The 14,002-nt window shown below is 67.1% G+C and carries 14 protein-coding genes; 9 read left to right on the top strand and 5 right to left on the bottom strand.

Going from position 1 to position 14,002, the window contains the following annotated elements:
• Window positions 1–31 precede the first annotated feature (31 nt).
• The 4 genes from ACWDTS_RS19960 to dnaA form a co-directional block, all read right to left on the bottom strand.
• On the bottom strand, window positions 32–598 hold the full coding sequence (locus ACWDTS_RS19960) for a DUF721 family protein (protein WP_197257105.1): 567 nt from the start codon (window positions 596–598) through the stop codon (window positions 32–34).
• Window positions 595–1,812 (bottom strand): DNA replication/repair protein RecF, encoded by a 1,218-nt coding sequence (recF, locus tag ACWDTS_RS19955; RefSeq protein ID WP_450110100.1) that lies wholly within the window; start codon window positions 1,810–1,812, stop codon window positions 595–597. Before recF ends, ACWDTS_RS19960 begins: the two co-directional genes overlap by 4 nt.
• Before the next feature lie 25 nt (window positions 1,813–1,837).
• Complete coding sequence (gene dnaN / locus ACWDTS_RS19950; RefSeq protein WP_197257103.1) at window positions 1,838–3,022, bottom strand: DNA polymerase III subunit beta; 1,185 nt, start codon at window positions 3,020–3,022, stop codon at window positions 1,838–1,840.
• A 569-nt stretch (window positions 3,023–3,591) separates the two neighbouring features.
• Window positions 3,592–5,196 (bottom strand): chromosomal replication initiator protein DnaA, encoded by a 1,605-nt coding sequence (dnaA, locus tag ACWDTS_RS19945; protein ID WP_197257102.1) that lies wholly within the window; start codon window positions 5,194–5,196, stop codon window positions 3,592–3,594.
• 622 nt (window positions 5,197–5,818) lie between these two features.
• Here dnaA and rpmH point away from each other — a divergent pair.
• From rpmH to ACWDTS_RS19900, 9 genes are all read left to right on the top strand, one after another.
• Window positions 5,819–5,962, top strand: a complete 144-nt coding sequence (gene rpmH, locus ACWDTS_RS19940) for a 50S ribosomal protein L34 (protein WP_006550910.1) — start codon at window positions 5,819–5,821, stop codon at window positions 5,960–5,962.
• A 21-nt stretch (window positions 5,963–5,983) separates the two neighbouring features.
• Window positions 5,984–6,361, top strand: coding sequence for a ribonuclease P protein component (gene rnpA, locus ACWDTS_RS19935; RefSeq protein WP_197257101.1), 378 nt, complete (start codon window positions 5,984–5,986; stop codon window positions 6,359–6,361).
• Window positions 6,358–6,645: a membrane protein insertion efficiency factor YidD gene (yidD, locus tag ACWDTS_RS19930; protein ID WP_248674550.1), complete on the top strand. Its 288-nt coding sequence runs from the start codon at window positions 6,358–6,360 to the stop codon at window positions 6,643–6,645. Before rnpA ends, yidD begins: the two co-directional genes overlap by 4 nt.
• Window positions 6,646–6,702: 57 nt before the next feature.
• On the top strand, window positions 6,703–7,788 hold the full coding sequence (gene yidC, locus ACWDTS_RS19925; RefSeq protein ID WP_450118878.1) for a membrane protein insertase YidC: 1,086 nt from the start codon (window positions 6,703–6,705) through the stop codon (window positions 7,786–7,788).
• A gap of 22 nt (window positions 7,789–7,810) precedes the next feature.
• Window positions 7,811–8,359 carry a Jag family protein gene (locus ACWDTS_RS19920; RefSeq protein ID WP_248674546.1) on the top strand — a complete coding sequence of 183 codons (549 nt, stop codon included), beginning with the start codon at window positions 7,811–7,813 and terminating at the stop codon, window positions 8,357–8,359.
• A gap of 112 nt (window positions 8,360–8,471) precedes the next feature.
• Complete coding sequence (gene rsmG, locus ACWDTS_RS19915) at window positions 8,472–9,152, top strand: 16S rRNA (guanine(527)-N(7))-methyltransferase RsmG (protein WP_450118877.1); 681 nt, start codon at window positions 8,472–8,474, stop codon at window positions 9,150–9,152.
• A 679-nt stretch (window positions 9,153–9,831) separates the two neighbouring features.
• Complete coding sequence (locus ACWDTS_RS19910) at window positions 9,832–10,803, top strand: ParA family protein (protein ID WP_248674542.1); 972 nt, start codon at window positions 9,832–9,834, stop codon at window positions 10,801–10,803.
• Window positions 10,800–11,951 carry a ParB/RepB/Spo0J family partition protein gene (locus ACWDTS_RS19905; RefSeq protein WP_450118876.1) on the top strand — a complete coding sequence of 384 codons (1,152 nt, stop codon included), beginning with the start codon at window positions 10,800–10,802 and terminating at the stop codon, window positions 11,949–11,951. Before ACWDTS_RS19910 ends, ACWDTS_RS19905 begins: the two co-directional genes overlap by 4 nt.
• Window positions 11,952–12,008: 57 nt before the next feature.
• Window positions 12,009–12,704, top strand: a complete 696-nt coding sequence (locus ACWDTS_RS19900) for a GNAT family N-acetyltransferase (RefSeq protein ID WP_450110105.1) — start codon at window positions 12,009–12,011, stop codon at window positions 12,702–12,704.
• Between the two features lie 82 nt (window positions 12,705–12,786).
• On the opposite strand, the gene ACWDTS_RS19895 is transcribed toward ACWDTS_RS19900, so the two are convergent.
• Window positions 12,787–13,962, bottom strand: a complete 1,176-nt coding sequence (locus ACWDTS_RS19895; protein ID WP_450110106.1) for an N-acetylmuramoyl-L-alanine amidase — start codon at window positions 13,960–13,962, stop codon at window positions 12,787–12,789.
• Between the last annotated feature and the right edge of the window lie 40 nt (window positions 13,963–14,002).

Below are 14,002 nucleotides of genomic sequence, written 5' to 3'. Positions count from 1 at the left end.
ACTCGGTTATAGATAAATCTACGGTTGCGGCTCAGCCGTACGTGTCGCGCGGTCCGCGACCGCGGATGTGCCGCTCGCCCTTGCGCCAGCTCGGCGCCGTCGGACCGGTGATCCGCAGTTCCTTGACCACCCCGTGCCCGACCGCCGCGGCGATCTTCGCGAGGATCTGCGCCTGCATCATCCGCAGCTGCGTCGCCCACGCCGTCGACTCCGCGGACACGTGCAGCACGCCCTCGCGCAACGTCGTCGGGGATGCGTGCGCGGCGATGTCGTCGCCCACCACACGCGCCCAGCTGCCCAGCACCGTGCCCTCCGACACGTGGCCGGACCATCCGCGCTGCTTCGCCAGGGCGTTCACGAGCGCACCGAACGGCTGCGGATCGCGCTCGTCGGGGCCGGGCCCGGACCATCCACGCCGACGACGACGCGGCCGCACCGGTCCCCGCGACGCACGCCCCTGCCCGACGGACTTGCCGCTGGCCTTGGCGGCCGCTCGAGCCTCCTCGAGAGCACGACGCGCAAGATCGATGCCCCGCAACGGTTCCTGTGGATCATCCTGTGGATGATGTGGAGAAACGCTTCCGTTCTCGTCGTTCACGGCCGCACCTCCTCGACCTCGGTTCGGGTCAGCACCGACAACCGGCCCCGCTCGGTGTCCTCGGCGCGCACCGAGAACCGGGTCCCCGCAAGCTCGGACGGCACGTCCTCCGGGACCGCCGCGGTGATCAGCACCTGCTCGGCCGACGCCGCGACCGCCGCGAGCGCGGTACGCCGCCGCCGGTCCAGCTCCGCGAACACGTCGTCGAGCATGAGCACCGGATCGGTGCCGTCGGACCGCAGCAACTCGAACGCACCGAGCCGCAACGCCAGCGCATACGACCACGATTCCCCATGGCTGGCATAGCCTTTCGCCGGCTGATCACCCAGCACCAACTCGAGTTCGTCGCGGTGCGGACCCACCAGGCAGACGCCCCGCTCGATCTCCCGGGTCCGGGCGGCGGCCAGCGCCGCGACGAACGCCGCCTCGATCGTCGCGCGGTCCCCGGGTTCGGGGCGGCGCGCCGGGTCCGCGAACTCCGGGGGAAGGGCGTCGCCGAGACTGCTGCGATAGCGCAGCAGCGCCGGTCGCGACTCCGGGGCGATCGAGCGGTACGCGGCGACCACGTGCGGCGCCAGATCGTGCAGCAGCGCGATACGCGCCGCAAGTAGTTCGGCACCGTGCGACGCCAGGTGCCCGTCCCACACGTCCAGCGTCGCCAGGGCCCCGGCACCGTCCGCCGAGCGGGCACCCCGGCGCAGGGCACCGCCGGCGGTCTTCAACAGCGCCGACCGCTGCCGCAGCACCTTGTCGTAGTCGGCACGAACGCCCCCCAGCCTGGGGGTACGGGTTGTGAGTAGTTCGTCGAGGAAGCGCCGGCGATCGCCGGGATCGCCGCGGACCAGCGACAGGTCCTCCGGGGCGAACAGCACGGTCCGGAGGATTCCGAGGATCTCCCGGGGCCGCCGCGTCGGCGACTGGTTGATCCGGGCGCGGTTGCTCTTGCCGTCGTTGATCTCGACGTCCAGGGCCAGTTCGCGGCCGGCGTTGACGACGTGTGCGCTCACCAGCGCCCGTGACGTGCCGGCGCGGAGCAGCGGCGCATCGCCGGACACGCGATGCGAGGTCAGGGTCGAGAGGTAACCCAGCGCCTCGAGCATGTTGGTCTTGCCGTGGCCGTTGCGCCCGAGCAGCACCGTCGGCCCCGGAACCAGGTTCACCGAGACGGCGTCCCAGGACCGGAAGTCGCGCAGTGAGAAGGTGCGAACGTACACGGGCCGCTCACCTCGTCCGTGCCGGTCAGCCCGGCAGACGCACGGGCATCAGCAGGTACGTGTAGTCGCTCTCCGGCGCGGCGAAGGTGCCCGACGCGTCCGGCTCCGGCTCCTCGTCGAGAGCCGGGCGCAGCACCGCCGGACGGCTCGACGTGGTGAAGCCGAACGAGACCTTCTCGGTGTGCAGCGAACCGAGCCCGTCGAGCAGGTAGCCGGGGTTGAACGCGATCACGAGCGGCTCGCCGTAGAACTCGGCCGGCAGCGATTCCTCGGCCCGGCCGGCGTCGTCGCCACCGGCCGACAGCAGCAGGCCACCGTCGGCGAACTCGAGTCGCACCTGGGCACCGCGCTCGGCGACCAGCGCGACACGCTTGATCGCGTCGACGAGCGGCGCGATCTCGACGGTCGCCATCGCGGTGTGCTCGGTCGGCAGCAGCTGACGGAACTTGGGGAATTCGGCGTCGAGCAGGCGCGTGGTGGTGCGGCGGCCGTCGGCGACGATGCCCAGGAGCCCGTCCGCACCGACCGCGGATCCGCTGCCCAGCGCGAGCTGGACGGGCGAATTACCGGAACCACCAACGGTTTTTGCCGCCTCGGAGAGAGTCTTGGCGGGAACCAGCACCGCCGAGCTGGTGGATTCCGCGGTGGGCATCCACTCGACCTTGCGCACCGCGAGACGGAACCGGTCCGTGGCCGCGAGGACCATGTCGGTGCCGTCGATCTCGACGCGGATGCCGGTGAGCATCGGCAGCGTGTCGTCCTTGCCGGCCGCGACCGCGACCTGACTGATCGCTTCGGAGAACACGTCGACGGGCAGCGACCCGGTCTGCTGCGGCAGCTCCGGCAGCTGCGGGTAGTCCTCGACGGGCATCGTCGGCAGCGAGAACTTCGCGCTGCCGCAGTTGATGAGCACGCGGGTGCCGTCGAGCACGACGTCGACGGGCTTGTTCGGCAGCGCGCGGGTGATGTCCGCGAGCAGCTTGCCGGACACCAGCACCTGACCGGGCGTGATCACCTCGGCCGAGACGTGCACCTGCGCGGAGACCTCGTAGTCGAAACCGGAGACGGTCAGGCCCTGCTCGTCGGCCGCGAGCAGTACCCCGCCGAGGACCGGGACCGGAGGACGCGACGGGAGGCTGCGAGCCACCCAAGCGACAGAGTCGGCGAAGTCCTCGCGAGCAACACGAAACTTCATGGTTCCAAGCTCCATCTGCCGGTGGATCCTCTCGTCCGAGCTGACGTGCTCCAGTGCACGTCGGGGGGCTGCCAAGTCCTTAGAAGTCTGACACAGGGCCCCGACACCGAAAGGTGGCATCGGGGACGTCGCTCCACGGTATGCCTTCGACTGCGGCTTGGAAAGCCGAGGGCTCGAGCGAGTCGGCGCTCTCGAGAGGCCTGTGGACTCGAGTGCTCCACACCCCCTGTTTTCAAAGAGTTTTTCTTGAAAGAAACTCAAAAGCAGTAATAGGGGGTGTGGAATCTGTGGAGTAACGACCGTCTACGCTGGTGACGCGCGGTCCGACGGGGTGGATGACTCGAGGATGAACTCGAGGACTACTCGAGGATGAATGTGAACATCTCGAGACTATCCACGATCGGTGCACCGTTCGTCCACAGAGATTCCACGTTCTGCACATGCTAGTCCACAGGTGTGAGGATGTTTTCCGATCTCGAGATTCGGGATACCTCACAGGTGTGCAGAGCCTGTGCACGGACTGTGGACGAACGAAAACGGGCCCGGACTCGAGAGTCCGGACCCGTTCGATGTGAGTGTCTCCTTCAGCGCTTGGACCGCTGCTTGATGCGTGCCGTGAGCTCCTGCACCTGGTCGTAGACCTTGCGCCGCTCGGTCATCTCCTTGCGAATCTTCTTGTCCGCGTACATGACTGTCGTGTGGTCGCGGCCGAACGTCTGCCCGATCTTGGGCAACGACAGGTCCGTCAGCTCCCGGCACAGATACATGGCGATCTGCCGTGCCTGTGCCAGTGGCCGTGCCTTGCCGGGGCCGCACAGGTCGTCGATCGACGTACCGAAGTACTCCGCGGTCACGGCCATGATCGTGGCCGAGTTGATCTCGAGAGCCGTCGAGTCCGGGATGAGATCGCGCAACACGACCTCGGCGAGGGTGAGATCCAGCGGCTGCCGGTTCAGCGACGCGAACGCCGTCACACGGATGAGGGCACCCTCGAGTTCCCGGATGTTGCGTTCGATCCGGCTGGCGATCAGCTCGAGTACGTCGTGCGGGACATCCAGCCGGTCCATCCGGGCCTTCTTGCTGAGAATCGCGATGCGGGTCTCGAGTTCCGGCGGCTGCACGTCGGTGATCAGGCCCCATTCGAACCGCGTGCGCAGCCGCTCCTCGAGGGTCGCGAGCTGCTTCGGCGGACGGTCCGAGGACACGACGATCTGCTTGTTCGCGTTGTGGAGGGTGTTGAAGGTGTGGAAGAACTCCTCCTGGATACCTTCCTTGCCCTCGATGAACTGGATGTCGTCGACCAGCAGAATGTCGGTCTCGCGGTAGCGCTTCTTGAATGCCACCTTGCGGTCGTCACGAAGGCTGTTGATGAAGTCGTTCGTGAACTCTTCGGTGGAGACGTACTTGACCCGCATGCCCGGGAACAGCCGCTGCGCGTAGTGGCCGGCGGCGTGCAGCAGGTGGGTCTTCCCCAGGCCCGACGCACCCCAGATGAACAAGGGGTTGTAAGCGCGGGCGGGTGCCTCCGCGATCGCGACCGCCGCGGCGTGGGCGAACCGGTTCGACGCGCCGATGACGAACGTGTCGAAGGTGTACTTGGCGTTGAGGCTGCTGCTACCGCCCGACGGCGCCGGAGTGCTCGGCGCGGGCGGCTGGGTGAAGTACGACGGCCACGACTCGCGGACGGCCGTGATGGCCTCCCGATCGTCGTCGACCTCCTCGAGTTCGCCGGCCTCCACCTCGAGCACCTCGTGGTCGAGGGACGACAGACGACGGTGCCGGAAGGGCTGAGCCATGTCGCGTGGGCTGGGCTTGCGGGTGCGGGGCTCGGCCGGCCGGGCATCGAGCGGCAGCCCCTCCAGGGGCAGGGTGTCGCGCGGGACCGCGTACGGGTCCTCGCCGGGGTCGCCGGTCTCCTCGGTCGCTTCGATCCGCACGCCGAGGCCTTCCACACGATGGCCCAGATTACGGTTGAGCGAGCGCAGGATCGGCTCGCGCAGATCCCGCTCGATGGCCTCCTGCGCGAACGACGACGGGACCGAGAGCAGGGCGAATCCCTGTGCGAGGGTCAGCGGTTTGACCAGCGCAAGCCATGCTTTCTGGCCTTTGGTCAGCGCACCGCCGTCGGCGGTGAGTTCGGCGACGACGTCCGACCACACATCGGCCAGCGCGTTCGGCTCGTCGGTCACGTAGCTGTCCTCCACAGTTCCTGGGTTCGAGTTTCCACACAATTATCCACAGGTGTGGACAAGCATCGTGTCACGCCCTGCTGCGGGTCGCGGAGGTCGCAGGGCGCTGGTGAACGATCTGTTCGAGTGAACCGGCGGGTCCGGGTGACGCCCGATCGGCGCCGGGGTCGAGTCATCCCTGTCGATGAACCCCGTGGGACCGCGGCTTACCGCTTCGGTCAGGGTCGTTCTCGAGTGAGGCACGAAACCGGCGGGCGGGCACATCGCCGGTGGCACGGCAGCGCACATCGCCGGTGACCCGGCAGCGACAACAGTCGGTGGTGCGCGTGAACCTTCGTCCCCTGCGAAGCCATGAGGGGAGCCTACACCGCAGGTGACCGTCGTCACATGCATTGCGTGACATGGGGAACCGCAGGCAGGCGGCGTGTCGGGTTGCGTCCGCCGAGGTGGCGCGGTTTGATTTCGCACCCCGCTCCGAGTAGCCTCGAACAGTCACTCATACGGCAGTGACGGATCCGTGCTGCGTCGCTGCACAGCCGCGTTCGGTACGGGTCATGCGATTTCCGAAAATGTTAGACCGCTGACGCCTGCGGGCGTCACAGAACTTCGAGGAGTGTCGACCGTGGCCAAGGGCAAGCGGACGTTCCAGCCGAACAATCGCCGCCGCGCGCGCGTTCACGGCTTCCGTCTCCGGATGCGCACCCGTGCGGGTCGCGCGATCGTGTCGGCGCGTCGCCGCAAGGGCCGCGCCTCCCTCACCGCCTGATCCCGGTAACGGGAGCTCGGGGTGCTGCCTGAGCCGCACCGCCTGCGCCGTCGCGCGGACTTCTCCGAGACAGTCCGCCACGGGCGCCGGCAAGGTCGGCGCGATCTCGTCGTACATGCGATCGAGAGGGATCGGTCCGAGTTCGTGGTGAACAGCGACGGCCCGCGTTTCGGGCTGGTCGTGAGCAAGGCTGTCGGGCCGGCGGTGATTCGACATCGAGTCGCCCGCCGGCTTCGTCATATCTGCGCCGGCATCGTGAACGATGTTCCGTCCGACGCCGACATCGTCCTTCGTGCTCTGCCCGGTGCGGCCACCGCGACCTCCCGCGATCTCGAGCGTCAGGTCCGTTCGGGCCTCACCAAGCTCGGCCTGTTCGCGGATTCGGGGCAGTCGGCATGACTGCCGCCTGGTCGAAGATCCGCTCGGCGCCGGCCCGGGCACTGATCTTCTGCATCGAGCTGTACCGCACGTACGTGTCGCCGACACGGATGCCGACCTGCAGATTCACTCCCACGTGCAGCGAATACGCCGTCGAGGCGTTGCGCACGCGAGGAGTCGTCGTCGGATCTTGTCTGGCGATCGTGCGACTGCTCAAGTGTGCGCCCTGGCACCCTGGTGGGTGGGATCCGGTGCCCGAACGTCGGCCCCGCTCGCCCGGCCGAGTTCTGGACGGGCGAGCGTAGACCTGAGACCGACGCCGTGGGTGGCGATCATGGACGACCAGAGGAGTACACAGAGCCGTGCTCGACTTCATCTACTATCCCGTGTCCTGGATCCTGTGGTTCTGGCACAAAATTTTCGGCGCCATCCCCTTCCTCGGTCCGGACAGTGGTGTCGCATGGGCCTTGTCCGTGGCGTTCCTCGTGTTCACGCTGCGGGCGATCCTGTACAAGCCGTTCGTCAAGCAGGTCCGCACGACGCGGCAGATGCAGGAGCTGCAGCCGCAGATCAAGGCGCTGCAGAAGAAGTACGCCAATGATCGCCAGCGGCAGGCGCTCGAGATGCAGAAGCTCCAGAAGGAGCACGGCTTCAACCCGCTGATGGGCTGCCTGCCGGTCCTGCTGCAGGTGCCGGTGTTCATCGGTCTGTTCCACGTGCTGCGGTCCTTCAACCGCACGGGTACCGGTGTGGGGCAGCTCGGTCTGGACCCGGTGACCAACGCGCAGATCGGTAACTACGCGTTCAGCCCGGAGGACGTGCAGTCCTTCTTGAGCGCTCGCCTGTTCGGCGCCCCCATCTCGGCGTGGATCACCCAGCCGATGGCCTCGCTCGAAGCGTTCGCACCGTTCGGTGGTATCCCCACCCGTTGGCAGATCGCCGCGGTCGCGATCCCACTCATGGTCATCGCCGGTATCGCCACGCACTTCAACTCCCGCGCGTCGGTTGCGCGGCAGAGCGCCCAGGCCGCTGCGAACCCGCAGGCCGCGATCATGAACAAGCTGGCGCTGTACGTCTTCCCGCTCGGTGTGCTCGTCGGTGGCCCGTTCCTGCCGATCGCCATCCTCATCTACTGGGTGAGCAACAACATCTGGACCTACTGCCAGCAGCACCTCGTCTTCCGCAAGATCGACCAGGAGGAAGCCGAGAAGAAGGCGGCTGTGGTCGCGCGTCGCAACGAGAACGCGCCGAAGCCGGGCGCTCGGCCGGATCGTGCGAAGAAGAAGGGCGCGAACCCCGCCATCGCCGACAATCCTGGAAGCGACGAGAACGAACTGTCTCTCGAGAAGCCTGTGAGCGACGAACCGGAGAAGCCCGCGGGCGGATCCGGGTCCGCGACGGCGAAGAAGCAGGGCGGCTCCAAGAACTCCAAGCGCAAGCGGCGCTGACCGAAGTAGAAGAGGGCGAACCATGGCCAGTGACCTGGACAAGGCACAGGAGGACATCGACGTGACGGCCGATTCCGCGAAGCTCGACGCGGACCTCGACACCGAGGACGACGACTACCTGGTCGAGGAAGGCGAAATCGCCGGCGACTACCTCGAACAGCTTCTCGACGTGCTCGACTTCGACGGTGACATCGACCTCGATGTCGAGGGCGATCGCGCGGTCGTGAGCATCGACGGCGGCGCCGACCTGACGAAGCTCGTCGGCCGGCAGGGCGAGGTGCTCGACGCGCTGCAGGAACTGACCCGGCTGGCGGTGCAGCAGGCCACCGGTGAACGCAGCAAGCTGATGCTCGACATCGCCGGTTGGCGTGCGGGCAAGCGTGCGGAGCTGACCGAGCTCGGCACGGCCGCCGCGAAGCGCGTCCTCGAGACCGGTGAGCGCGAGTCGCTCGCACCGATGACACCGTTCGAACGCAAGATCGTGCACGACGCCGTGGCCAAGATCCCCGGGGTGTCCAGCGAGAGCGAAGGCGCCGAGCCGCAGCGTCGCGTCGTCGTCATCAAGGACTGAGCGCCACCGGCATTCGGTGAAAATCGACAGCGGAGGGGCACCGACGGTCACGTCGGGCCCCTCCGTTCGTGTGTGACCCCGGTGTTCCGGGGCAATGGGCGGTAGGGAGAGGATGTTTCACGTGGAACATGACGAGGAACGCGTCCTCGAGGTCGCGCATCAGGTATTCGGCGAGCGGTTCGCTCTCGCCCAGGAATACCACCGGTCCTTGTCGACCGACGGCGTCGAACGGGGTCTCATCGGACCCCGTGAAGTCCCGCGGTTGTGGGACCGCCACCTGCTCAACTGCGCGGTGCTCGGTGAGCTCATCGAGAAGGACGAGAGCGTCGTCGATGTCGGCAGCGGTGCCGGACTCCCCGGCATTCCGCTTGCGATCGCGCGTCCGGATCTGCACATCACGCTCGTGGAACCGCTGCTGCGTCGCTCCGTCTACCTCGCGGAGTTCGTCGAAACACACGGACTCGCGAACGTTCTGGTCGTGCGCGGGCGCGCCGAACAGCCCGGGGTTCTGCAGGAGGCGGGTGGCGCGGACGTCGTCACGTCCCGTGCGGTTGCCCCCCTCGCGAAGCTTGCCAAGTGGTCGCTGCCCCTGATTCGGGTGGGTGGCCGGATGCTCGCCCTCAAGGGAAGCTCCGCTGCCGAGGAAATCGAACGCGACCGGGACGAACTCGAACGACTCGGTGCCGGCCATCTCGAGGTGCTCGAGTGTGGCGTCGGATTGCTGGAGACACCCACCATCGTGGTGAAGGCCGAACGGATGGCACGCCAGCCGCGGCGGCGCAAGAAGAAATAGACGCGCACGTTCCACGTGAAACATCGACCCCTCCCCTACCCCACCGGGTGGCGGAGGGGTCTTTTCGTGCCACCGAATTCCTGTGGTTCGTGTTGCTACCGAACTCGAGGTTCGACACATACGAGAAAACCTCGAGTCCCTCGAGCATCTCGAGCTCGAGTAATTCTCTCGAGATCTTTCGGGACGACTTCGGAACGCCGAATGAGGCGAAAACGGTCGCGTGCGCGGTGGTACCGGGAGGTCGATTTCATTTCGTCACTGTGACGCCACTTTCGGGTGCTGCAACTCCGGATCGCCATGTTTGTATACCGAAATCTTTGAAAGCCAATAGATTTGGCTAGATATCTGTCGAAAGTTGTTCCTGCAAAGAGGCTTTCGATGGATCGTCCTATCCGCCCGCGGTGGAGCGGTGACGGGCACCTCGGCGACAGCTCTCGGAGTGTCGTGTTTCACGTGAAACACGGGCGCGGCCCCGCCATGTTTCACGTGAAACAGAAAAGTCGGCAGTGTCACCGTGTGGCCCTAGAATGCGGGATGGAATACTGAACGAAAAGAGGGGACCAATGCGACGGCGGTGGTTCGACGGACCTCGGGCGTCGCATCGAGATGTGCAATCTCGCGCCTCAACCACGTCAACGCCGACCGTCCCGGGTGCGGGTCGACGATAAAGGAGCGTTCAATGTCGGGTGGATCCGAGTCTGCTGTTTCACGTGAAACCGAAGCTATCGACGACGAATTCTTCCCGGTGCCGTTCGACGGAATCTCCGCGGCGGACACTCCGATCGGGGCCGCAGCCCATCGCGCGAGCCAGGTCCTCCACCCGAGCGCCGCAGACTCTCTGCCGAAGCCGACCGAACGACGGATCTTCACCGTCGCGAATCAGAAGGGCGGCGTCGGCAAGACCACGTCGACCGTGAACCTTGCCGCCGCGCTCGCGGTCCAGGGGCTGACGGTGCTCGTCGTCGATCTCGATCCGCAGGGCAACGCCAGCACCGCGCTCGGTGTCCCCCACTACTCGGGGGTCGCGTCGAGCTACGAGGTGCTGCTCGGTGAGGTGAAGGCGTCCGAGGCGGTCCAGCAGAGCCCGCACAGCGAGAGGCTGTTCTGCATTCCCGCGACCATCGATCTGGCCGGTGCGGAGATCGAACTGGTGTCGATGGTCGCCCGCGAGAACCGGCTGAAGAACGCGCTGACCGCCGCTGCTCTCGGTGATCGCGACTACGACTACATCATCATCGACTGCCCCCCGTCGCTGGGTCTGCTGACCGTCAACGCGCTCGTCGCGGCGAAGGAAGTGCTCATCCCTATCCAGTGCGAGTACTACGCCCTCGAGGGCGTCGGTCAGTTGCTGCGCAACATCGAACTCGTCCAGTCGCATCTCAACCCGGAACTGCACGTCTCGACCGTGCTGCTGACCATGTACGACGGTCGCACCAAGCTCGCGGATCAAGTCGCGGCCGAGGTGCGAGCCCACTTCGGGGACGCGGTCCTGCGGTCCGTCATTCCTCGCAGCGTGAAGGTTTCCGAAGCTCCCGGGTACGGAATGACCGTGCTCGACTACGATCCAGGTTCGCGCGGTGCGATGAGCTATCTCGACGCCGGGCGCGAACTGGCGGCGCGAGGTCACGACAAGAATCAGGGGAACGAATGAGCGCGACACGCAAGGGAGGTCTCGGACGGGGTCTGGCGGCGCTCATCCCGACCGGGCCGGTCGAAGCACCCCCGGTACCCGCGACGGCTCCTGCCGGGACCGCGACGGCACCGACGGCACCCGCTCCCTCTGCGCCGGCTCCCGCCGGGAATGCGCCGAGCAAGAACAACACCACCGGCAAGACCGCCGCGGCGCGTAAGGCGAGCGGTGTGTCCGGCATGACGATCCCGTCGAGCGGCCTCGGATCCGCCGCCGCCGACGTGATCATCGGCGACGGAACCACACACGCTGCGTCCCCGGCGACTGCTTCGACGGAGCAGCCCCTCCCCTCCCCCACCGGAGCGGTGTACGTCGAGGTGCCGATCGACCGGATCGAGGCCAACCCGAAGCAGCCGCGTCAGGTGTTCGACGAGGAGGCCCTCGCCGAGCTGGTCCATTCGATCCGCGAATTCGGGCTCATGCAGCCCATCGTGGTCCGCCGCACGGAGGGCGACCGCTTCCAGCTCGTCATGGGCGAGCGCCGCTGGCGGGCCTGCCAGGAGGTCGGCCTGGAAACGGTCCCGGCCATCGTCCGCGACACCGACGACGACGCGCTGCTGCGCGACGCGCTGCTCGAGAACATCCACCGCGTCCAGCTCAACCCGCTCGAGGAAGCCGCCGCGTACCAGCAGCTGCTCGAAGAGTTCGAGGTGACCCACGAGGAACTGGCGTCGCGCATCGGACGGTCGCGGCCCGTCGTGACCAACATGATCCGTCTCCTCAAGCTGCCGGTCGCGGTGCAGCGCCGGGTCGCCGCCGGAGTCCTGTCCGCCGGGCACGCGCGGGCGCTGTTGTCTCTGGAGGCCGGTGCCGACGCTCAGGAGGCCCTGGCGGCCCGCATCGTCGCAGAGGGCATGTCGGTGCGTGCCACCGAGGAGGCGGTGATGCTCGCGAACCGCGGTGACGGTCCCACCGCCGCGCCGCAGCGTCGCAAGCCGATCCAGATGCCCGGTCTGCAGGATGTCGCGGAGCGGCTGTCGAACTCCTTCGACACCCGCGTCACCGTGAGCCTCGGCAAGCGCAAAGGCAAGATCGTCGTCGAGTTCGGATCGGTCGACGATCTGCAGCGCATCGTGACGATGATGGAGTCCCAGGTCGATCCTTCTTGACGGGCCGCCCATGCAGGACGACAGTCGAGAATACGGACGTGGAGGCGAAGTAGACCGGTGTCGACTCGAGTCACATCACTCACGCTGAGTGGAATCGACCAGTTGCCGGCGCACGCGCGGCGCTGTGTGTTCTGGGAGATGGATCCGGGGGCGGTCCGCGGTGCGCGCGATTTCTGCGATCCGGAGTTCGAAAAGGAAGCGTGGCTGTCGATGGTCATGCTGCAGTGGGGTTCGTGCGCGCAGCTCGCGACGGTCGACGACAAGCCGGCCGGCTGCGCGTTCTATGCTCCGCCCAACATGGTTCCGCGCGCGCAGCTGTTCCCGACCTCGCCGGTCAGCGCCGACGCGATCCTGCTGACGAGCATGCGGATCGAGCCGTACGCCGACGACCTGGATCTGGGCAGTCAACTGATCCGCGCGGTCGTCGACGATCTGGTCCGGCGCAATGTGCGCGCCCTGGAAGCGTTCGGGATCCGGGCCACCGAGGATGCCGAGCAGAACAGCGGGGTGCCGACGGCGACGGCGGCACTCGACTGCTCCCCCCTCGAGTGCATGATCCCCGCCGATTTTCTGGAGGACATGGGCTTCGAGGTGGTTGCCCCGCACCCGCGCTTCCCCCGGCTTCGCCTCGAACTGAATCGGGATCACGGGTGGAAGGAAGAGGTCGAGGCCGCGCTCGACCGGCTGATCGAGGCCGCGTCGATCACCATCGCGGAACTCGACGGGTCCCGCACCCCGGTCGGAGCGCGCTGACGCGAACGCACTGTTTCACGTGAAACAAACACCCCGCCGGCCCGAGGCCGGCGGGGTGTTTCGTGTTCGGGGTGGACCGCGCTCAGCGGGTCTCGGTGATCGACAATTCCTCGGCGAGCAACTCGGCGAACGTGTAGGTGCCCGTCGGCTGGTCGTCCTGTCCGAGCAGATACAGACGCTTGACGGCGATGAGGATCGCCTCGGCGATGACGTCGCGCGATCGCGGATCCGAAAGCAGCGCCGCGTCCTGCGGGCTGGTGAGGTAACCGAGGTCGATCTGCACCGTGGGCATGTTGGTCAGTCGCAGCAGGTCCCACGTGCGGCCGTGGCTGCGGCAGTCCTGCAGCGAGGTGCGGGCGACGATCTCACGCTGGATGTAGCCGGTGAGGACCTGACCGATCATCGACTCCGAGCCGTGCGCGTTGCCGTAATGGAAGCTGGCGATGCCGCGCGCCGCCGGGTTGGGGCTCGAATCGCACCGCAGCGAGATCATCAGGTCCGCGCCGAACGCATTCGAGGTGCCGGCGCGTTCGATGTCCGTCGGGTTCGCGTGGTACGGCCGCGACAGGAACGTCTCCATGCCGGTGGCGGCCATCCGCCCTTCCAGCCGGCGGGCGAGGTCCCACAGGATGTCCGCCTCGGAGATCACACCGTGGCGGCTGCGCACGATCACGCCGTGATCCTTGCCGCCGAGACCGGGATCGATCACGATCCGCTTGCCGCTGAGTTGCGGGCCGGAGCGGCGGACGATTTCCTCTTCGCTGATCGCGTGCGGTGAACCACCGGAGACGCGGGTGCCGAGCAGTTCCAGCGCGCGCAGTGTCTCCGGGCCACAGATGCCGTCCGAGGCGAGGCCGATCTCCCGCTGGAAGGAACTGAGCGCTTCGTGGGTGCGGGGCCCGAAGTAGCCGTCCACCCGGTCCACGTAGAACCCGAGGTCCTGCAGACGGGTCTGCAGCGCGGCAACGTCGTCCCCGTACAGCGGAGCCGACAGTTGGTAGATGAGTGTGCGGGCGCCGAGCCGGTACGACGCCTCCTTCAGCGACCGGTAGGTCGCGGGGCCGACGATCCCGTCGACGAGCAGCCCCCGCTGCTGCTGGAAGGCGCGCACGGCACCGTCGAGTTCACGGTCGAAGACGACGTCGGAGCCGACCCAGTCCCGCGAAGCGGTGGCGTCGTGGAGGAAGCCCAAACCGGCAAGAGTGCTGCGGATCTCGGCGACAGCGGGGCCGTGGTCGCCGTGACGCAGTCGGTGCATGTCTCGGGCCTTTCCGTGCTGACCTGATGGTGCCCGCAGG

It is taken from the genome of Rhodococcus sp. NPDC003383, from assembly GCF_053589115.1.
This window is presented reverse-complemented; position numbering and strand designations above follow the sequence as displayed.

What these genes read in the sequence shown, in the direction of transcription:
- dnaN (WP_197257103.1), bottom strand. Translation starts at nt 3,022, where the DNA reads ATGGAGCTTGGAACCATGAAGTTTCGTGTTGCTCGCGAGGACTTCGCC.
- yidD (WP_248674550.1), top strand. Translation starts at nt 6,358, where the DNA reads ATGACTGCCGCCTGGTCGAAGATCCGCTCGGCGCCGGCCCGGGCACTG.
- ACWDTS_RS19920 (WP_248674546.1), top strand. Translation starts at nt 7,811, where the DNA reads ATGGCCAGTGACCTGGACAAGGCACAGGAGGACATCGACGTGACGGCC.
- rsmG (WP_450118877.1), top strand. Translation starts at nt 8,472, where the DNA reads ATGTTTCACGTGGAACATGACGAGGAACGCGTCCTCGAGGTCGCGCAT.
- ACWDTS_RS19910 (WP_248674542.1), top strand. Translation starts at nt 9,832, where the DNA reads ATGTCGGGTGGATCCGAGTCTGCTGTTTCACGTGAAACCGAAGCTATC.
- ACWDTS_RS19905 (WP_450118876.1), top strand. Translation starts at nt 10,800, where the DNA reads ATGAGCGCGACACGCAAGGGAGGTCTCGGACGGGGTCTGGCGGCGCTC.
- ACWDTS_RS19895 (WP_450110106.1), bottom strand. Translation starts at nt 13,962, where the DNA reads ATGCACCGACTGCGTCACGGCGACCACGGCCCCGCTGTCGCCGAGATC.